An 18,759-nucleotide genomic window follows, 5' to 3' on the forward strand; every position below is an offset into this window, starting at 1 on the left:
CGCGGAGGCGTGTTGTCCCCGGTTTGCAGGCCGGGCCGCCGACGCCTTTCCGGAATGTTTTCTGCAATGCGGACATTGGATTTTCGTTCTGAAACGTTGATGTCTCGAGGGTGACGAAATCACATGCGCGACACACGATGCGGACCGGCGGCCGAAAGGCGCGCGCCATCCGGTCGTGGCCACAGCGCGGCGAATTCGCCGCCGGCGCGGGCACATACAGGCATCATCGGGTCTTCAACGGGCCGTGCTGATATAGGCGCGGGCAGAGCCGGGCTCAGGGCAGCGATACGAGGCGCCGGGACTGGCGCTCAAGGGAATTGACGGTTAGTGGGCGACGGCCGGAGCAGGAGGATCTCGCAAGGGTCCCCGGCTTCGGCCGGTTCCGCATGCGGCGGGCGGACGAGAAGGCAGTCGGCGGCCGCAAACACCTTCATCATCGAGGAATCCTGCTTGTCGTAGGGCGTCGCCACCAGCGTGCCGTCGTCGCGGACGCTCACCGTCGCGCGAAGATAGTCCTGCCGGTGGTCGTTGGCCGCAAGCGCGCTTCCGGCCAGCGCGAAGGTCCGCCGGTCGGCGGCCGGCAGGCGCGACAGCCTGCGCACGAGCGGCTCGAGGAACAGGAGCGCGCAGACCATGCTGGAAGCCGGGTTGCCGGGAAGGCCGAGGATCTGCATGCCGCCGAGGCGACCGACCATCAGCGGCTTGCCCGGCCGCATGGCGATGCGCCAGAAATCCAGTTCCATGCCGGCGGAGACCAGCACCGGCTGCACCAGGTCGTGATCCCCGACCGAGGCGCCGCCGAGCGTCACCAGCACGTCGGCGCCGCAGGCCTTCGCCCAGTCGACGGCGTCCATGATTGCATTGGGGTCGTCGGCGGCAATGCCGAGATCGATCACCTCGGCGCCGGCCTCGCGGGCGAGCGCTGCCACGCCATAGCTGTTGGAGGCGACGATCTGGCTGGGGCCGAGGGCCGAACCCGGCGGGACGAGTTCGTCGCCGGTCGCGAGCAGCGCCACCTTGGGGCGAGCGTAGACGTTGAGGACGGCATGGTTCATCGCCGCTGCGACCGTCAGCCGCCCCGCATCAAGCATCTGGCCCTCGTGCAGCACGACCTCGCCCTCGGTGAAGTCCTGTCCGCGCGGGCGGATATGACGGCCGCGCGGCGGCAGGAAGGTATTGCTGATGCGGTCGTCGCCGATCGTCTCCGCGTCCTCCTGCAGCAGCACCGTGTCGGCGCCGGCTGGCAGCGGGGCGCCGGTGAAGATCCGCACCGTCTCGCCGGGGCCGACGGTTCCGGTAAAGGCATGGCCGGCAGCGGACCGGCCGATGACGCGCAAGGTGGCGCCGGGTTCGGCGATGTCCTGGTGGCGCAGGGCATAGCCGTCCATCGCCGAATTGTCGAATGGGGGCTGGGTGAGGCGGGCGGCGACATCGCCGGCCAGCACGCGGTCGCAGGCCTCGTGAAGCGGCACGCTCTCGCTTCTTGCCGGTGGACGGGCTGCCTTCAACAGGCGTTCAAGCGCATCCTCTACCGGCAAAAGCGACATGTTCAATCCTGCTCCCCGCGGCGATAGTTTCCAGAGCGGCCGCCGGACTTGGCGAGAAGGCGGATCCCGCCGATCTCCATCTCCTTGTCCGCGGCCTTGGCCATGTCGTAGATCGTGAGGCAGGCGACGCTGACGGCCGTCAGCGCCTCCATCTCGACCCCCGTCCGCCCGCTCAGCTTCGCCATCGCCTCGACGCGCAGGCCGGGAAGGTCCGCATCCTCGGTAATGTCGACGGAGACCTTGGTCAGCATCAGCGGGTGGCAGAGCGGAATGAGGCTGGCGGTCTGCTTGGCGGCCATGATGCCGGCCAGCCGTGCCGTGCCGATCACGTCGCCCTTGCGGGCGTTGCCTTCGCGGATCAGCTTCAGCGTCTCCGGGCGCATCCGCACCGAGCCTTCGGCAACGGCGATCCGCACCGTTTCGGCCTTGTCGCCGACATCGACCATGTTCGCCTCGCCGGAGGCGTCGATATGGGTCAGTCCGTCGCGCCCGCCCGCCATCATTCCGCAGCCAGGACGGAGGGCTTGCCGGTGAGCAGCGTCCGCGTGGCCGCCGTCACGTCATCCTGCCGCATCAGGCTTTCGCCGACGAGGAAGGTGGAGATGCCGGAAGACTTCAGGCGCTCGCAGTCGGCATGGATGAATATCCCGCTCTCGCCGACCAGCAGGCGGTCGTCCGGCACCATGCGCGCAAGGCGCTCGGAAACGGCGAGGTCGACCTCGAAGGTCCGGAGGTTGCGGTTGTTGATGCCGACGAGCTTCGATTTCAGCGTCAGCGCCCGCTCCATCTCCGCCTCGTCATGCACCTCGACGAGGACGTCCATGCCGAGTGAAAACGCATGATCCTGCAGGCGCCTTGCGTCGTCGTCCGACAGCGAGGCCATGATGAGCAGGATGCAGTCCGCGCCCCAGGCCCGGGCTTCCTGGACCTGATAGGTGTCGAACATGAAATCCTTGCGCAGCGCCGGCAGGCTGCAGGCGGCGCGGGCCTTCGTCAGGAACTCCGGCGCACCCTGGAAGCTCGGCCGGTCCGTCAGGACGGAGAGGCACGCCGCCCCTCCGGCCTCGTAGGCTTTCGCGAGAGCCGGCGGATCGAAATCCGGACGGATCAGGCCCTTGGAGGGGCTGGCCTTCTTGATCTCGGCGATCAGCCCGAAGGCGCCCTGCGCCTTCCTGTTCAGGAGGCTCGCGAAAAAGCCGCGCGGGGCTTCCTGGTCGCGGCTGATGGCCCGCAGTTCGGCAAGCGGGACGGCCGCCTTGGCGGCTTCGATTTCCTCGCGCTTGTAGGCTTCGATCTTCTTGAGGATGTCGGTCATGGCGCAAGCCTACCCTTGATCGGCGGCGTTGGAAACCGCCACGAGCTTGCCGAGTGCCGTGCTGGCGCTGCCGCTCTCGAGCGAGGCGCGCGCGATCTCCATGCCCTGGCCGATCGAGCCCGCCTTGCCGGCGACGATCAGGGCGGCGGCGGCGTTGGCGAGCGCGATGTCGCGATAGGCGTTTTCCGCGCCGCCGAGGACCGACTGCAAAGCCTCGGCATTGTGCGCGCCGTCGCCGCCGCGGATCGCGTCGAGCGTCACCTGCGGCAGGCCGAAGTCAGCGGGCGTCAGCTCGAAGGTGCGGATCTTGCCGTTCTCCAGCGCCGCGATCCGGGTCGAGCCGGTCGTGGTGATCTCGTCGAGGCCGGAGCCGTAGACGACCCAGACGTGCTCGGAGCCAAGGTCGCGCAACACTTCCGCGACCGGCACCAGCCATTGCTCGGCATAGACGCCGACGAGCTGCCGCTTGACGCTGCCAGGGTTCGACAGCGGGCCGAGGAGGTTGAAGATGGTGCGCGTGCCGAGTTCGACGCGCGAGGGGCCGACGTGCTTCATCGCGGGATGATGGAGCTGGGCGAACATGAAGCCGAGGCCCGCCTCCGTCACGCAGCGCGAAATCGCTTCCGGGCCGATGTCGAGCTTGACGCCGAGGCAGGAGAGGGCGTCCGCGGTGCCTGATTTGGAACTCAGCGCGCGGTTGCCATGCTTGGCCACCGGCACGCCGGCGCCGGCGACGATGACCGCGGCGAGCGTCGAGATGTTGTAGGTTCCGGCGCCGTCGCCGCCGGTGCCGACGATGTCGACCGCGTCGGCGGGCACGGATACCGGAAGCATACGGGCGCGCATGGAACCGACGGCGCCGTAGATCTCGTCCACCGTTTCGCCGCGAACGCGCAGCGCCATCAGGAAACCGCCGATCTGCGAAGGGGTGGCGGCGCCGGACATGATGATCTCGAAGGCGCCGCGCGCCTCCTCCTTGTCCAGCGGCTGTCCGTTGGCAACCTTGGCGATGAATGGTTTCAGGTCAGACATGTGATCCGCTTTCCCGGCCCGTCATTGCATGCTGCGCTCGGCCAGCGACCGGTTGATCGAAACGCCGTAGGAGGTCTGCAGGCTGGAGACCATCTGGTCGAGGATGTCATCGCCGCTGGCGCGGGCGATCGCGTCGATCTGTTGGTCGGCATTCGCGAGCGCGTCGCCCATGGCGTCGCTGTTGACTTCGGTCACCTGCAGGACGACCTGGCCCTCGCCACCGATCCCCGGCGCATTGGCGACATGGCCCACCGGTCCGCCGAAAGCCGCCGTGACAGCGGCCGGGCTCAGGGTGATGTCCTCGGCGCCGCGGGTCAGCCCGGCCTTGTTCTCGACGGCAATGCCCATGTCCGCGGCGATGGCGGCCATCGTCTCGCCCTTGCGGATGCGCTCGGCGATTTCGGCGGCCTTCTTGCCGAGGGCGTCGCGCTGCTGCTCGGCGGTCCAGTCGGCGACGACGCTGTCGCGCGTCTCCTCGAGGGTGCGGTCGCGATCCGGAATGATGTCACGCACCTCGTACCAGATATAGCCGTCGCGGCCATAGTTCACCGGCGGGTTCTCAAGGCCGGCCTCCGTCGCGAACACGGCGGCCAGCAGCCCTGCCTGTTCGGGGAGGGCGATCTCCTCGCCGTCCTGGCCCCTGCCGGTGTTGTCGGCGGCCTCGACGGTGACCAGCTTGAGGTTCGCCTGGGCGGCTGCGTCCTCGATCGTGGCGCCATTGGCGACGGCTTCGTCGAAGCGATCGTGGATGGCCATCAGGTCGTCGCTCGCCTGCGTCAGGGCCATTTCCTCGCGCAGTTCTTCCTTGACGTCGTCGAAGGCTTTCGTCGCCTCCGGGCGGATGTTCGTCGCCCGCAGGATCACCGGGCCGAAGATGCCGTCGACGACAGGCGAGGTGCCCCCATCCGCCGGGATGGCAAATGCGGCCTCCGCGAGCGTCTGTTCCGGCATCGCCGCCTTGGTGAAGTCGCCGAGCGTGACGTCGGCCTCGGTCTTGCCCTGTTCGGCGATCAGCGCATCGAAGGTTGTGCCGGCGGCAAGCTTGCCCGCGGCGGCATCGGCGGCCGCGCGATCGGGAAAGGTCAACTGCTGGACGGTGCGCACCTCGTCCGTGCGGTACTTGTCCTTGGTGCGCTCGAATTCCTCGCGCAGCGCCGCGTCGTCGATCGCAGACGCGTCGACGATGTCCTTGGGCGACAGCGCGACATAGACGAACTTGCGGTATTCCGGGGCGCGGTACTTCGCCTTGTTCGTTTCGAACCAGGCCGACAGAACGTCGTCGGCCGGCGCCTTGACCGGATCGATATTGGCGTTCGACAGCAGCAGGTAGTCGACCGTGCGTGCCTCGTTGCGGTACTGGCGGATCGCGTCGGTCAGGGCCTGCGGCGCCTGGTAGCCGTCGGAGATCGCTTCGACAATCTGGCTGCGGACGGCGACCTGGCTGCGATTGTTGATGTAGTCGTTCTCGCGCAGTCCGGCATTGCGCAGGATGGAGGAGAAGGCGACCCGGTCGAAGCGGCCATTCGGCCCACGAAACGCCGGATCTTCCGCGATCAGTTGGGCCAGACGATCCTCGCTGAGGCCGAGGCTCATGTCGTTGGAGAGCTGGTCGAGGGCCGCGCCGGCGACGAGTTCCGCATAGACCTGGTTCTCGAGGCCGAACGCTCGGGCCTGTTCGCTCGTCAGGCGGGTGCCGAAGCGCTGCGAAAGGGCGGAGAGCTGGCGCTCGTAGGCCAGGCGGAAGTCGGTGGCCGAGACATCGACGTCGCCCACGGTGACGACGGCGCTGGATGTTCCGGTGATGAGCGAGCTCGAGACGCCCCAGACGCCGAAGGACGCCACCAGGATGATCATGAGGGCTTTCGCTACCCAGGTCTGGGCGCCTTTTCTCAAAGTCTCGAGCATATATCGCATTCCTCGCTGGTACGGCGCCTGGGCCGGACGGAAATCGTCTCATAACGGAAAGTTTCAGGGATTAGAAGTCCGATGGTCGGCGCGTTTCCTTCCCGCGGACGGAAGCGTCGAAGCCGGCGGCCCGCAGGCGGCCGGAAAACCGTTCCGGGACGGAATTTCCGGAACGGCGCTAACAGGCCGGTCGCGGTCGATTTTCATTTGCCGGCAAAAGGTCTGTTTCTGAAATAATTGATGAATTGCGCAAGCCGGGCTTTCTGCGATTCTCGCTGTCAGCCGTTATTGAGTGATACGGTTGCGGTTCGGCGGAGCAGGCGTAGCAGAAAAGGCGATGGCATGGAATCGACGACCGTGATGATCAATCTGCTCGGTGCAGTGGCCCTGCTGCTGTTCGGGCTCGGGCAGGTGAAGGACGGGGTGACGCGGGCCTTCGGCAGCCGGTTGCGCAAGGGGCTGGCGCTCGGCACGGGCGGTTTCCTGCGGGCCTTCGTGTCCGGCTTCGTCGCCACGATCGCGCTGCAGAGCTCGACGGCGACGGCATTGATGACCGCCTCCTTTGTCGAAAAGAACCTGATCCGGTCGCGTATGGCGCAGATCGTCCTGCTCGGCGCCAATGTCGGCACGGCCGTGACGGCCTGGATCGTCGCGACCGGGATCGAATGGGTGGCGCCGCTCCTCATCCTGGCCGGCGTCGTCCTCTACAAGGGCAGCTCGACGTTCCGGCAGGGCGCGGGCGCCGCCCTCGTCGGCATCGGCCTGATGCTCTTGTCGCTGCACCTGCTCAGCCAGGCGACGGAGCCGATGCGCCAGTCGGCGGCCCTTGCGGCATTCCTTTCGCTGCTCGACGGCGCGTGGCCGGTGGCGCTCGCCTTTTCGACGGCGCTCGCCGTCGTCTCGTCCTCGAGCCTGGCGGTCGTCGTTCTGATCCTGTCGCTTTCGGCCACCGGCATCGTGTCGCCCGGGCTCACCGTGGTGCTGGTCCTCGGCGCCAATCTCGGCGGCGCCGTGCCGCCGGTTATCGCCACGTTCCGCGCGGCGGCGCCGGCGCGCAGGGTGACGCTCGGAAACCTGCTTGTGCGGGCGGCGGGCTGCCTTGCGGTGCTGCCGTTTGCCGATCTGGCCGCAGGCGCGCTGCTGCAACTGCCGCTGCCGCTCGCGAAACTGCCTGTCGATGCACATCTCGCCTTCAACATCGTCGTGGCGCTGGTGTTCTGGCCGCTTTCGCCGCTGGTGGCGCGGCTGATGGAACGGCTGGTGCCGGACGAGCCGCCGGCCGAGACCGGCCCGCAATACCTGGACGAGGCGGCGCTCGATACGCCGGTGGTGGCACTGTCGGGAGCTACCCGCGAGGTCCTGCGCGTCGGCGATCTGATCGAGGCGATGCTGATCCATACGATGAAGGCGTTCGAGGAGAACAACCTGACCGAACTCGGCAGGATCGGCGTGCTGGAGAAGCAGGTCGACGAGTTGCAGCAGGCGATCAAGATCTACCTCTCGCGGCTCGGCAACAAGGGCCTGAGCGCGGAGAACAGCGCCCGCTCGATCGTCGTCATCGACTATGCGATCAATCTCGAGCATGTCGGCGACATCATCGAGAAGGGCCTGCAGGAACAGGTGCGCAAGAAGGTCGTCAACGGCCTGCGGTTTTCCAGCGACGGCTATGCGGAGCTTTCCGGGCTGTTCAACCTCACGATCGAGAACCTGCGGATCGCGCAGACGATCCTGGTCTCGCGCGATTTCGCGCTCGCAAGGCAACTGGTGGAGGTCAAGGTCGCCGTGCGGCATATGGAGAAGCAGTCGTCGGAACGCCACCTTGCCCGCTTGCGCGACGGCAGGATGGAGAGCTTGCAGACCAGTTCGCTGCATCTCGACATGCTGCGCGACCTCAAGCGGATCAACGCCCACCTGGTCTCCGTCGCCTATCCGATCCTCGACGAGAGCGGTCTCCTGGTCGAGAGCAGGCTGCGCGGTACCGAATAGGCGCGATTTCCCTTTGTCTCCGACGGGGCTCGTTTGATATGGAACGGCACCCGATCAGTTTTACGAGGATGCCGATGCACAAGGACGAGACGAAACGCAGCTGCCTGGCGATCATCCTGGCGGCGGGCGAGAGCACGAGGATGAAGTCCTCGCAGTCGAAGGTGCTGCATCCGATCGGCAACCGCGCGATGATCGCCCATGTGGTCGAGGCGCTTTCGGGCGCCGGGATCACCGAGGTGGCGCTCGTGCTCGGCCGCGACGCGGACAAGGTCGAGGCGGCCGCCCGGCATTCTGCAGTCCGTTCCGAAACCCATATCCAGACGGAACGGCTCGGCACGGCACATGCGGTGCTCGCCGCCCGTGAGGCCATCGGGAAGGGCTATGACGATATTCTCGTCGTCTTCGGCGACACGCCGCTCCTGACCGCCGCCCCCCTGCAGGCCGCGCGCGCCGGGCTTGCCGCTGGCAGCGACGTCGTCGTCGTCGGCTTCATGGCGGCCAATCCCTTCGGTTACGGTCGCCTGATCGTTGAGGACGGCGAGCTTCTCGCGATCCGGGAGGAAAAGGACGCCACGCCGAAGGAGCGGGAGATCGCCTATTGCAACGGCGGGCTGATGGCGATCGACGGCGGCAAGGCGCTGGAACTGATCGAGAAGATCGGCAACGCCAATGCCAAGGGCGAATACTACCTGACCGACATCGTCGAGGTGGTCCGGGCCGCCGGCGGCCGGGCCACGGCCGTCGAGGCCCCAGAGGCGGAGCTGACCGGCTGCAACACCCGCGCGGAACTCGCCTATATCGAGCGGCTGTGGCAAGAGCGGCGGCGCACCGCGCTGATGCTCTCCGGCGTGTCGATGATCGCGCCCGAGACGGTCTTTCTGTCCTACGACACGCAGGTCGCGCAGGACGTGACGATCGAGCCGAACGTGGTGTTCGGTCCGGGCGTGACGGTGGAGAGCGGCGCGGTCATCCATGCCTTCTCGCATCTGGAGGGTGCCCATGTCGGGCCCGGCGCCACGGTCGGGCCGTTCGCGCGGCTTCGCCCGGGAGCGGACCTCGGGGCCGGCTCGAAGGTCGGCAATTTCTGCGAGGTGAAGAAGGCGGAGATCGGGGAGGGCGCCAAGGTCAACCACCTGACCTATATCGGCGACGCCTTCGTCGGCGCCGGCAGCAATATCGGCGCCGGCACGATTACCTGCAACTACGACGGCATCAACAAGCACGAGACGCGAATCGGCGCGAACGCGTTCGTCGGCTCCAATTCGGCGCTGGTGGCCCCGGTCACGATCGGCAACGGCGCCTATGTCGCCTCCGGCAGCGTGATCACCATGGACGTTCCGGACGACGCCGTCGCCTTCGGCCGGGCGCGGCAGGAAAACAAGCCGGAGCGCGCCAGGCTGATCCGCGAGCGCAACGCCGCGATCAAGGCAGCACGCAAGAAGGCGGCCGAATAGGCCACAGGCATTAACGCATGAAATCGAAAGTGAGCGCTAGGTGATTGCGCTCGCTACAAAAACCGCTACCAGAATGCGCCAGTTACACCGCATACCCCCGAAAGTCTGAGTGGATTTTCGGTCGGCGTCATGCGTCGATCAATCGTGTGGTCCGCGTCGCCGCCCTGCAGAGCCGGCGACAGGCGCGACCCGGCCAAAAACGGAGTGGTTTCATGTGCGGTATTGTCGGCATCGTCGGGACCGGGCCGGTGGCCGGGCGACTGGTGGAGGCGTTGAAGCGCCTCGAATATCGCGGCTATGATTCGGCCGGCGTCGCCACCATTGTCGACGGGCGGCTCGATCGCCGGCGCGCCGAGGGCAAGCTCGTCAATCTGGAGGCGCGCCTTGCCGACAATCCGCTCGACGGCACGATCGGCATCGCCCACACCCGCTGGGCGACGCACGGCGCCCCGACGGAGGGCAACGCCCACCCGCATTTCACCGACGGCGTTGCCGTCGTCCACAACGGCATCATCGAGAACTTCTCCGAGATCAAGGACGAACTGATCGCCGGCGGGGCGGAATTTTCCACCCAAACCGATACCGAAGTCGTGGCCCAGCTTCTGGCGAAGCTGCGGCGCGAAGGCCATGGCCGGCGCGAGGCGATGCTGTCGATGCTGCAGCGGGTCAGCGGCGCCTATGCCCTGGCGGTGATGTTCGAGGACGACCCGTCGACGATCATGGTCGCCCGCAACGGCCCGCCACTGGCGATCGGCCACGGTCAGGGCGAGATGTTCCTCGGCTCCGATGCGATCGCGCTCGCTCCCTTCACCTCCGAGATCACCTATCTCGTTGATGGCGACTGGGCCGTGGTCGGGCGCAACGGTGCGCATATCTTCGATCTGGCGGGCAATCCGGTCGAACGTCGCCGGCAGGTCTCGAGCGCCGCCGCCTACATGATCGACAAGGGCAATCACCGGCACTTCATGGAAAAGGAGATCCATGAGCAATCCGAGGTCGTGTCCCACACACTGAGCCACTATATCGACTTCATCGAGAACAAGGTGAAGAAACCATCCGAAGAGATCGATTTTGCTTCTGTTTCGAGCCTCGCCATCTCGGCCTGCGGCACCGCCTACCTGGCGGGGCTCGTCGGCAAGTACTGGTTCGAGCGGCTGGCACGGCTGCCGGTGGAGATCGACGTCGCCTCGGAGTTCCGCTACCGCGAGATGCCGCTGAACCCGACCTCGGCGGCGCTGTTCATCTCGCAATCGGGCGAGACCGCCGACACGCTGGCGTCGCTGCGCTACTGCAAGGAGGCGGGGCTGAAGATCGGCGCGATCGTGAATGCGCCGGAATCGACCATCGCTCGCGAGGCTGACGTTGTCTATCCGACGCTGGCCGGCCCGGAGATCGGTGTCGCCTCCACCAAGGCGTTCACCTGCCAGCTTGCGGTCCTTGCGTCGCTGGCGCTCCAGGCGGCCCATGCGCGCGGCACGCTGAACGCTGCCGACGAGAGCGCGCTGGTGCGCCATCTGGCGGAGACGCCGCGGCTGATCGCCAACGTGCTGAACACCATCCAGCCGGCCGTCGAGCATCTGGCGCGCGAGCTGTCGAAGTGCCGTGACGTGCTTTATCTCGGCCGCGGCACCAGCTATCCGCTGGCGCTGGAGGGCGCGCTGAAGCTGAAGGAGATTTCCTACATCCACGCCGAAGGCTATGCGGCCGGCGAGTTGAAGCACGGGCCGATCGCGCTGATCGACGAGAACATGCCGGTGATCGTGATCGCGCCGTTTGACCGCTTCTTCGAAAAGACCGTCTCGAATATGCAGGAAGTGGCTGCCCGCGGCGGGCGGATCATCTTCATCACCGACGAGCGCGGCGCGGCTGCGACTAGGCTCGAGACAATGGCGACCATCGTTTTGCCGGCGGTCGACGAGATCATCGCGCCGGTGCTCTATGCACTACCGATCCAACTGATCGCCTACCACACGGCCGTCTTCATGGGCACCGACGTCGATCAGCCACGCAACCTGGCGAAATCGGTGACGGTGGAATGATCGTCCGCGACGAGACACCTGCCGACATTGCGGCGATCGGAGCGCTGACCGCGGAAGCCTTCGCACCGATGGCCTACAGCGACGGCACCGAGACCGCGATCATCGAGCGCCTGCGGGCGGCCTGCGCGCTGACGATCTCGCTCGTCGCCGAAGAGGACGGCGAGGTGGTCGGCCACGTAGCCTTCTCTCCCGTGACGATCTTAGGCGAGGATGAGGGCGGAGACGTGGGGCAGGGCCAGCGTCAGGCATGGTACGGGCTCGGTCCGATCTCGGTCCGGCCCGCGCGCCAGCGGTCGGGAATCGGCAGTACGCTGGTCCGTGCGGGACTGGAGCGGCTTCGGGCGCTCGATGCCGGGGGATGCGTGCTGGCGGGAGATCCGGGCTATTACGGCCGGTTCGGATTCGCGACGGATCCGGCCTTCACCTCGCCGGGGATCCCTCACGAGTATTTCATGCGGGTTGCGTTTTCACCGGTTTACGCGGGCGGCACGGTTACCTATCATCCGGCTTTCTTCGGCTGAGGCTTCCGGCGGCATACAGGTGATGACCGATATCGTTCCGCGACTTTCCGTGGCCACGCGGCTGCGAAACAATTTCCTGACAGGGCTCGTCATCTGCGCGCCGATCGCGATCACGATCTGGCTGACCTGGACGTTCATCCACTGGGCCGACAGTTGGGTGAAGCCCTATATTCCGAACCGCTACAATCCGGAAAACTATCTCCAATTCGCCATCCCCGGCTTCGGCCTGCTGATCGCGCTGGTCGTGATCACGCTCGTCGGCTTCCTCGGCAAGAACCTGATCGGGCGGTCGATCGTCAATTTCGGCGAGACGATCCTCAACCGCACGCCGCTGGTCAGCACGATCTACAAGAGCCTCAAGCAGATCTTCGAATCGGTGCTGAAGGAGAAGGGCACCTCGTTCAACAAGGCGGGGCTGATCGAATATCCGAGCGCCGGCCTGTGGTCGGTGGTGTTCATCGCCACCGATGCCAAGGGCGAGATGAAATCGAAGTTCGACGCCATGGGGCGCGACATGGTCGCCTGCTTCCTGCCGCCGACGCCGTTTCCGACCGCCGGCTATCTCGTCTTCGTTCCGCGCGAGAAGATCGTGCTGCTCGACATGAGCGCGGAGGACGCCGCCAAGCTGATCATCTCCGTCGGCCTCGTCAATCCGCCGGACAAGCTGATGTCCGCGCCGACGCCGTTCACGGCGAAGCTCAAGGAAAAGTTCAGGAAGTAACCCTAACCCGCGCGCAAGAAGCGGATCGCCTCGTCGCGGCGGTAGAGATAGAGGAGCGTGCGGATCGCCTGTCCGCGCTCGCTTTCCAGCTGCGGATCCTTCTCCAGCGTATAGGCGGCCTCCTTGCGGGCGATCTCCAGCAGGTCGCCATGCGCCTCGATGCTGGCGACGAGGAAGCCGGGCGTGCCGGACTGGCGCGTGCCCAGCAGTTCGCCTTCGCCGCGCAGCTTCAGGTCCTCCTCGGCGATGCGGAAGCCGTCCTCGGTCTCGCGCAGGATGCCGAGCCGGGCGCGGCCGTTCTCGCTGAGCGGGCCCTTGTAGAGCAGGATGCAGGACGAGGCGCCTTCGCCACGCCCGACGCGGCCGCGCAACTGGTGGAGCTGGGCGAGGCCGAAGCGCTCGGCGTGCTCGATGACCATGATCGTCGCATCGGGGACGTCGACGCCGACCTCGACCACTGTCGTGGCGACCAGAAGACGGGTCTCGCCATTCTTGAAGGCCTGCATCGCATCGTCCTTCTGCGGACCGCTCATGCGGCCGTGCACTAGGCCGACGGCGTTGCCGAAGACGCCGCCAAGCGTCGCGTGCCGCTCCTCGACGGACATCAGATCCGATTCCTCCGTTTCCTCGACGAGCGGGCAGATCCAGTAGGCCTTCTTGCCCTCGGCGATCGCCGCACGCAGCCGCTCGACGATCTCGCCGGTGCGCTCCTGCGGCATGATGACGGTCTGGATCGGCTTGCGGCCGGCCGGCTTCTCGGTCAGCTTGGAGACGTCCATGTCGCCGAAGGCGGCCAGCACCAGCGTGCGGGGGATCGGCGTCGCCGTCATCACCAGCATGTGCGGCGAGATCCCCTTCGCCGTCAGCCGCAGCCGCTGGTGGACGCCGAACCGGTGCTGCTCGTCGACGACAGCGAGCGCAAGGTCGCGGTAGACGACATTGTCCTGGAACAGCGCATGCGTGCCGATCACGATGTTCGTCTCGCCGCTTTCGATGCGCTCAAGGATCTGGTCGCGCTCGCGGCCCTTGGTTCGGCCGGTGAGGACGTCGAGGGTGATGCCGGCCGGTTCGGCCATTTTCACCAGCGTCGCATGATGCTGGCGGGCGAGGATCTCCGTCGGCGCCATCAGCACGGCCTGTCCACCGGCCTCGACCGCGGCCAGCATCGCCATCAGCGCCACCGCCGTCTTTCCGGAGCCGACGTCGCCCTGCAAAAGCCGCAGCATGCGCTGGTCGGTCGCCATGTCCGCCTTGATCTCGGCGATCGCCGTCTGCTGGCTGCCGGTGAGCGCGAACGGCAAGGCGGCGAGCACCGGTTCCGACAGGACGCCGGTTGCCGTCACCGGGCGCCCGGCGACGCGTCGCAGCGTCTGGCGCACCAGCGCCAGCGAGATCTGCCCGGCCAGGAATTCATCATAGGCGAGCCGGCGGCGGGCCGGCGTCCGCAGATCGAGATCGAGGGTGTCGCGGGGATGATGGAGGGCGGAAAAGGCTTCGGACGCGGCGGGGAAACCCTGACGGGCGACGAGCGGACCGTCGATCCATTCCGGCAGGGACGGGACCCTTTCGACGGCCGCCTCGATCGCCTTGCGCAGCGTGCGCGGCGACAGTCCGGCCGTCAGCCCGTAGACCGGCTCGACCAGCGGCATGGTTTCGGCTTCCGTGGCCTTCACCATGAAATCGGGATGGACCATCGAGGCGCGGCCGTTGAACCAGTCGACCTTGCCGCTGACGATCACCTGCTCGTCCACCGGCAGGCTCTTTTCCAGCCAGTCGCCCCTGGCGCGGAAGAAGGTCAGCGCCAGTTCGCCGGTGTCGTCGTGCAGGAACACCCGGTAGGGCACGTTGGACTTGCCGCGCGGCGGCGGCTGGTGGCGGTCGACGCGGCCGGAGACTGTGACGATCGCCCCTTGCGGCGCGTGCGCGATGCCGGGCTGGTTGCGGCGGTCGATCAGGCTGTATGGCAGGTGAAACACGAGGTCGATGACGCGGCAGTCGTCGATGCTCTCCTGACCGAGCAGCTTGGCGAACAGCTCGCCGGTCTTCGGCCCGATTCCGGGCAGCGAGGCGAGGGAGGCAAACAGGGGATCGAGCAGGGCAGGACGCATGGTGCAAAAATGCGCCGGACAATTGCCGCTTGGCAAGGCTGACAATCCGCTTTCCAGCGTCTATAGAGACGCGGCGATCGTCCGCGTGCATCCGCGCCGGGCGCTCGCCCGCGTCCGTCGCCCCGAATGAGAGCCGGCGGCCGCGACAAGGATTGGAATTTGCGCATGGTCCTGCCCCGGGACGCTTCCGGCCCGCCGGCAGCCTGCGCCTCGGCCGTGTGCCCGAACGTGGCGGACGGGCGGACAGCCATGCGGGAAAGACGGCCATGACGGGCACCACACGCTCCAGCGCAGACATCGAACCGCGCCGCAAGCGCATCCTCTTTCGCTGCTGGCATCGCGGCATCCGCGAGATGGACCTGGTGCTCGGCACCTTCGCCGATGCCGAGATCGAGACGCTCTCCGAAGCCGAACTGGACGAACTGGAGGAGATCATGGCGGAACACGACCGCGATCTCGTCATGTGGGTGACGGGCGAGCGACCGGTTCCGGAACGGTTTCTCACCGGGCTGTTCCCGCGCATCCGTGCCTTCACCCCTGACTTCTCGCCGGTCACGGCCGAGACCTTCGGAAAAGCGAAATGATCCCCGGCCTCGATACTTCAGCGCTTGCAACGATCGGCCAGCCGGCCACGGTCGGTTCGGTTCCGGGCGGTGCCGAGCCGCTGGTGCTGGCCGAGATCGCCCGCACGCTCGGGCCCGTCGCCTATGTCATGTCGGACGGCCAGCGGATCGGCGACATGGAGCAGATGCTGGGTTTCGCCGCCCCCGACATCCCGGTGCTGACGCTGCCGGGCTGGGACTGCCTGCCCTATGACCGCGTCTCGCCGAGTGCGGATACCTCGGCGCGGCGGCTGTCGGCCCTGTCGGCGCTGATTGCGCACGGCAATAACCCGCATCCGGCGATCGTGCTCGTCACGGTCAACGCCATGCTGCAGAAGATGGCGCCGCGGCAGGTGATCGCGAACCTCGCTTTTTCGGCCCGCCCCGGCAACCAGGTGCGGATGGACGATCTCGCGGGTCGGCTGGAGCGCAACGGCTTCGAACGGGTCGCCACCGTGCGCGAGGTCGGCGAATATGCCGTGCGTGGCGGCATTCTCGACGTGTTCGTGCCGGGCAGCGGCGAGCCCGTCCGGCTCGATTTCTTCGGCGATACGCTGGAGAGCATCCGCACCTTCGATCCCGCCAGCCAGCGCACCACCGGGCAGGCGAGGAGCCTCGATCTCAACCCGATGAGCGAGGTGACGCTGACGCCGGAGACGATCAGCCATTTCCGCAAGGAATACCTGTCGATGTTCGGCGCGGCGACGCGCGACGACGCGCTCTACCAGGCGGTCTCCGAGGGCCGGCGCTATGCCGGCATGGAGCACTGGCTGCCGCTGTTCTATGACGAGATGGAGACCGCGTTCGATTATCTGAAGGGCTTCCGCATCGTCACCGACCATGCGGCGCGCGAGGCGGCTGCGGAGCGATCCAAGCTCGTGCGCGACTATTACGACGCGCGATTGAGTTCGGCCTCGGCGAAGGGCCAGCTGGCGCAGGCCACGCCCTACAAGCCGGTGCCGCCGGGCGCGCTCTATCTCGACGACGACCGGTTCGCCACCCTCCTGAACGAGCACGACGCGATCCGCATCTCGCCCTTCAACGAGCACGAAGGCGAGGCGCGCCGGGTTTTTCCGATCGAGGCGCGCGCCGGGGCCCGCTGGGCCAAGGCTGCCAAGGACGGCGAAGGCGCCGGCGAGCGCGTCAATGTCTTCGACCAGGTGGTGAAATATATCGCCGACCTGCGCGCGGCTGGCAAAAAGGTGCTGGTGACCGGCTGGAGCGAGGGCTCGCTCGACCGGCTGATGCAGGTGCTTTCCGAGCACGGCCTCGGCAATGTCGTCGGCGTCGAGGATCTTTCGGGCCTGCGCAGGCTGAAGCCGGGCGAGGCGGGGTCGGCCGTGCTCAGCCTGGAGAACGGCTTCGAGGCCGGCGAATTCGTCTTCATCGGCGAGCAGGACATTCTCGGCGACCGCATGGTCCGCCGTACGCGCCGGCGCAAGCGCGGGGCGGATTTCATCGCGGAAGTGGCGGGGCTGGACGAAGGCAGCATCGTCGTCCATGCCGAGCACGGCATCGGCCGCTTCGTCGGCCTGCGCACCATCGAGGCGGCCGGCGCGCCGCATGCCTGCCTGGAACTGCGCTACGCCGACGATGCCAAGCTGTTCCTGCCGGTGGAGAACATCGACCTTCTCTCGCGCTATGGCGGCGAGGGGACGGATGCGATCCTCGACAAGCTCGGCGGCGTCGCCTGGCAGGCGCGCAAGGCCAAGCTGAAGAAGCGCCTGCTCGACATGGCGAACGGCCTGATCCAGATCGCAGCCGCCCGCCTCGTGCGCCACGCGCCGGTACTTGCCGCGCAGGATGGCGTCTACGACGAGTTCGCAGCACGCTTTCCCTATGACGAGACCGACGACCAGGCGACCGCCATCGATGCGGTGCGCGAGGACCTCGGCGCCGGCCGGCCGATGGATAGGCTCGTCTGCGGCGACGTCGGCTTCGGCAAGACCGAGGTGGCGCTGCGCGCTGCCTTCATCGCCGCGATGAACGGCGTCCAGGTGGCGGTCGTCGTGCCGACGACGCTGCTTGCCCGCCAGCACTTCAAGACCTTCACGGAACGTTTCCGCGGTCTACCGATCCGCCTGCAGCAGGCCTCGCGGCTGGTCGGCTCCAAGGAACTGGCGCTGACGAAGAAGGAAGTGGCTGATGGCAAGACCGACATCGTCGTCGGCACGCATGCGCTTCTCGGCAGCTCGATCAAGTTCGCCAATCTCGGGCTTCTCATCATCGACGAGGAGCAGCATTTCGGCGTCAAGCACAAGGAGCGGCTGAAGGAGCTGAAGAGCGACGTGCACGTGCTGACGCTCTCGGCCACGCCGATCCCCCGCACGCTGCAACTGGCCATGACCGGCGTGCGCGAACTGTCGCTGATCACCACGCCGCCGGTGGACCGGATGGCGGTGCGCACTTTCATCTCGCCGTTCGATCCGCTGGTGATCCGCGAGACGCTGATGCGCGAGCACTATCGCGGCGGCCAGAGCTTCTATGTCTGCCCGCGGCTCAGCGATCTTGCCGAGATCCAGGAGTTCCTGCAGCAGGACGTTCCGGAGCTGAAGGTGGCCGTCGCACACGGACAGATGCCGGCCACCGAGCTGGAAGACATCATGAACGCCTTCTACGACGGGCGCTACGACGTGCTGCTGTCGACCACGATCGTCGAATCGGGCCTCGACGTGCCGACGGCGAACACGCTGATCGTCCACCGCGCCGACATGTTCGGGCTGGCGCAGCTCTACCAGTTGCGCGGCCGTGTCGGCCGCTCCAAGGTGCGCGCCTTCGCGCTTCTGACGCTGCCGGTGAACAAGAAGCTGACGGCGACGGCCGAGCGGCGGCTGAAGGTACTGCAATCGCTGGATACGCTCGGCGCCGGCTTCCAGCTCGCCAGCCACGACCTCGACATCCGCGGCGCCGGCAATCTTTTGGGCGAGGAGCAGTCAGGCCACATCAAGGAGGTCGGCTTCGAGCTCTACCAGCAGATGCTGGAAGAGGCCGTCGCCGAGATCAAGGGCGACGAGGAGATCGTCGATACCGGCTGGTCGCCGCAGATCTCGGTGGGCACACCGGTGATGATCCCGGACGACTACGTTCCGGACCTGCACCTGAGGCTTGGCCTCTACCGCCGCCTCGGCGAGATCACCGAGCTTTCCGACATCGACGCCTTCGGCGCCGAGCTGATCGACCGCTTCGGGCCGCTGCCGCTGGAAGTGCAGCATCTGCTGAAGATCGTCTACATCAAGTCGCTGTGCCGGACGGCCAATGTGGAGAAGCTGGACGCGGGGCCGAAGGGCGTCGTCGTGCAGTTCCGCCACAAGGAGTTCCCGAACCCGGCAGCGCTCGTCGGCTATATCGCCAGGCAGGGCACGCTGGCCAAGATCCGGCCCGACCAGAGCCTGTTCCTGTCGCGCGACCTGCCGACGCCGGAAAAACGGCTGACGGGGGCTGCGCAACTGATGACGCAACTGGCAGGGCTGGCACGGCAGGCGGCGGCCTGACCCGCGACTGCGGGCCGGCACGGGCGAACGGGATAAAG

Annotated in this window: 13 protein-coding genes; 7 read left to right on the forward strand and 6 right to left on the reverse strand. The window is 66.9% G+C overall.

Annotation, left to right across the window (positions count from 1 at the left end):
* Positions 1-308 precede the first annotated feature (308 nt).
* From glp to OCK02_RS15270, 5 genes are read right to left on the reverse strand one after another with little or no spacing between them, the layout of a single operon-like run.
* Complete coding sequence (gene glp / locus OCK02_RS15250; protein WP_263813796.1) at positions 309-1,547, reverse strand: gephyrin-like molybdotransferase Glp; 1,239 nt, start codon at positions 1,545-1,547, stop codon at positions 309-311.
* Between the two features lie 2 nt (positions 1,548-1,549).
* Complete coding sequence (gene moaC, locus OCK02_RS15255; protein WP_263813797.1) at positions 1,550-2,050, reverse strand: cyclic pyranopterin monophosphate synthase MoaC; 501 nt, start codon at positions 2,048-2,050, stop codon at positions 1,550-1,552.
* Positions 2,047-2,862 (reverse strand): indole-3-glycerol phosphate synthase TrpC, encoded by an 816-nt coding sequence (trpC, locus tag OCK02_RS15260; protein WP_263813798.1) that lies wholly within the window; start codon positions 2,860-2,862, stop codon positions 2,047-2,049. Before trpC ends, moaC begins: the two co-directional genes overlap by 4 nt.
* A gap of 9 nt (positions 2,863-2,871) precedes the next feature.
* Positions 2,872-3,894, reverse strand: coding sequence for an anthranilate phosphoribosyltransferase (trpD, locus tag OCK02_RS15265; RefSeq protein ID WP_263813799.1), 1,023 nt, complete (start codon positions 3,892-3,894; stop codon positions 2,872-2,874).
* A 21-nt stretch (positions 3,895-3,915) separates the two neighbouring features.
* A complete protein-coding gene (locus OCK02_RS15270; protein WP_263813800.1) occupies positions 3,916-5,799 on the reverse strand; it encodes a peptidylprolyl isomerase in 1,884 nt (627 codons plus the stop codon).
* Between the two features lie 342 nt (positions 5,800-6,141).
* Here OCK02_RS15270 and OCK02_RS15275 point away from each other — a divergent pair, with 342 nt between their 5' ends.
* From OCK02_RS15275 to OCK02_RS15295, 5 genes are all read left to right on the forward strand, one after another.
* Complete coding sequence (locus tag OCK02_RS15275; RefSeq protein WP_230805535.1) at positions 6,142-7,785, forward strand: Na/Pi cotransporter family protein; 1,644 nt, start codon at positions 6,142-6,144, stop codon at positions 7,783-7,785.
* Positions 7,786-7,859: 74 nt separating this feature from the next.
* Positions 7,860-9,239 carry a bifunctional UDP-N-acetylglucosamine diphosphorylase/glucosamine-1-phosphate N-acetyltransferase GlmU gene (gene glmU / locus OCK02_RS15280; RefSeq protein ID WP_263813801.1) on the forward strand — a complete coding sequence of 460 codons (1,380 nt, stop codon included), beginning with the start codon at positions 7,860-7,862 and terminating at the stop codon, positions 9,237-9,239.
* 212 nt (positions 9,240-9,451) lie between these two features.
* Positions 9,452-11,278, forward strand: a complete 1,827-nt coding sequence (glmS, locus tag OCK02_RS15285) for a glutamine--fructose-6-phosphate transaminase (isomerizing) (RefSeq protein ID WP_263813802.1) — start codon at positions 9,452-9,454, stop codon at positions 11,276-11,278.
* Positions 11,275-11,799 carry a GNAT family N-acetyltransferase gene (locus tag OCK02_RS15290; protein WP_263813803.1) on the forward strand — a complete coding sequence of 175 codons (525 nt, stop codon included), beginning with the start codon at positions 11,275-11,277 and terminating at the stop codon, positions 11,797-11,799. The genes glmS and OCK02_RS15290 overlap by 4 nt, the downstream gene beginning before the upstream one ends.
* A 22-nt stretch (positions 11,800-11,821) precedes the next feature.
* Positions 11,822-12,520 (forward strand): DUF502 domain-containing protein, encoded by a 699-nt coding sequence (locus tag OCK02_RS15295; protein WP_230805543.1) that lies wholly within the window; start codon positions 11,822-11,824, stop codon positions 12,518-12,520.
* A 2-nt stretch (positions 12,521-12,522) separates the two neighbouring features.
* Here OCK02_RS15295 and recG read toward each other — a convergent pair whose 3' ends face one another.
* Complete coding sequence (gene recG / locus OCK02_RS15300) at positions 12,523-14,628, reverse strand: ATP-dependent DNA helicase RecG (RefSeq protein ID WP_263813804.1); 2,106 nt, start codon at positions 14,626-14,628, stop codon at positions 12,523-12,525.
* A 266-nt stretch (positions 14,629-14,894) separates the two neighbouring features.
* Between recG and OCK02_RS15305 the strand changes: the two genes are divergently transcribed.
* Both OCK02_RS15305 and mfd read left to right on the forward strand, forming a co-directional pair.
* Complete coding sequence (locus OCK02_RS15305; protein ID WP_263813805.1) at positions 14,895-15,212, forward strand: succinate dehydrogenase assembly factor 2; 318 nt, start codon at positions 14,895-14,897, stop codon at positions 15,210-15,212.
* A complete protein-coding gene (gene mfd / locus OCK02_RS15310) occupies positions 15,209-18,721 on the forward strand; it encodes a transcription-repair coupling factor (protein WP_263813806.1) in 3,513 nt (1,170 codons plus the stop codon). Before OCK02_RS15305 ends, mfd begins: the two co-directional genes overlap by 4 nt.
* Positions 18,722-18,759 lie beyond the last annotated feature (38 nt).

The sequence above is a fragment of the Rhizobium sp. TRM96647 genome (assembly GCF_025780115.1).
Lineage (GTDB): Bacteria > Pseudomonadota > Alphaproteobacteria > Rhizobiales > Rhizobiaceae > Mycoplana.

Excerpts from the sequence above, each read along its gene's own strand:
- OCK02_RS15305 (WP_263813805.1), top strand. The coding sequence starts at position 14,895 with ATGACGGGCACCACACGCTCCAGCGCAGACATCGAACCGCGCCGCAAG.
- OCK02_RS15295 (WP_230805543.1), top strand. The coding sequence starts at position 11,822 with ATGACCGATATCGTTCCGCGACTTTCCGTGGCCACGCGGCTGCGAAAC.
- glp (WP_263813796.1), bottom strand. The coding sequence starts at position 1,547 with ATGTCGCTTTTGCCGGTAGAGGATGCGCTTGAACGCCTGTTGAAGGCA.
- glmU (WP_263813801.1), top strand. The coding sequence starts at position 7,860 with ATGCACAAGGACGAGACGAAACGCAGCTGCCTGGCGATCATCCTGGCG.
- glmS (WP_263813802.1), top strand. The coding sequence starts at position 9,452 with ATGTGCGGTATTGTCGGCATCGTCGGGACCGGGCCGGTGGCCGGGCGA.
- recG (WP_263813804.1), bottom strand. The coding sequence starts at position 14,628 with ATGCGTCCTGCCCTGCTCGATCCCCTGTTTGCCTCCCTCGCCTCGCTG.
- moaC (WP_263813797.1), bottom strand. The coding sequence starts at position 2,050 with ATGATGGCGGGCGGGCGCGACGGACTGACCCATATCGACGCCTCCGGC.
- trpC (WP_263813798.1), bottom strand. The coding sequence starts at position 2,862 with ATGACCGACATCCTCAAGAAGATCGAAGCCTACAAGCGCGAGGAAATC.
- OCK02_RS15290 (WP_263813803.1), top strand. The coding sequence starts at position 11,275 with ATGATCGTCCGCGACGAGACACCTGCCGACATTGCGGCGATCGGAGCG.
- mfd (WP_263813806.1), top strand. The coding sequence starts at position 15,209 with ATGATCCCCGGCCTCGATACTTCAGCGCTTGCAACGATCGGCCAGCCG.
- trpD (WP_263813799.1), bottom strand. The coding sequence starts at position 3,894 with ATGTCTGACCTGAAACCATTCATCGCCAAGGTTGCCAACGGACAGCCG.
- OCK02_RS15270 (WP_263813800.1), bottom strand. The coding sequence starts at position 5,799 with ATGCTCGAGACTTTGAGAAAAGGCGCCCAGACCTGGGTAGCGAAAGCC.
- OCK02_RS15275 (WP_230805535.1), top strand. The coding sequence starts at position 6,142 with ATGGAATCGACGACCGTGATGATCAATCTGCTCGGTGCAGTGGCCCTG.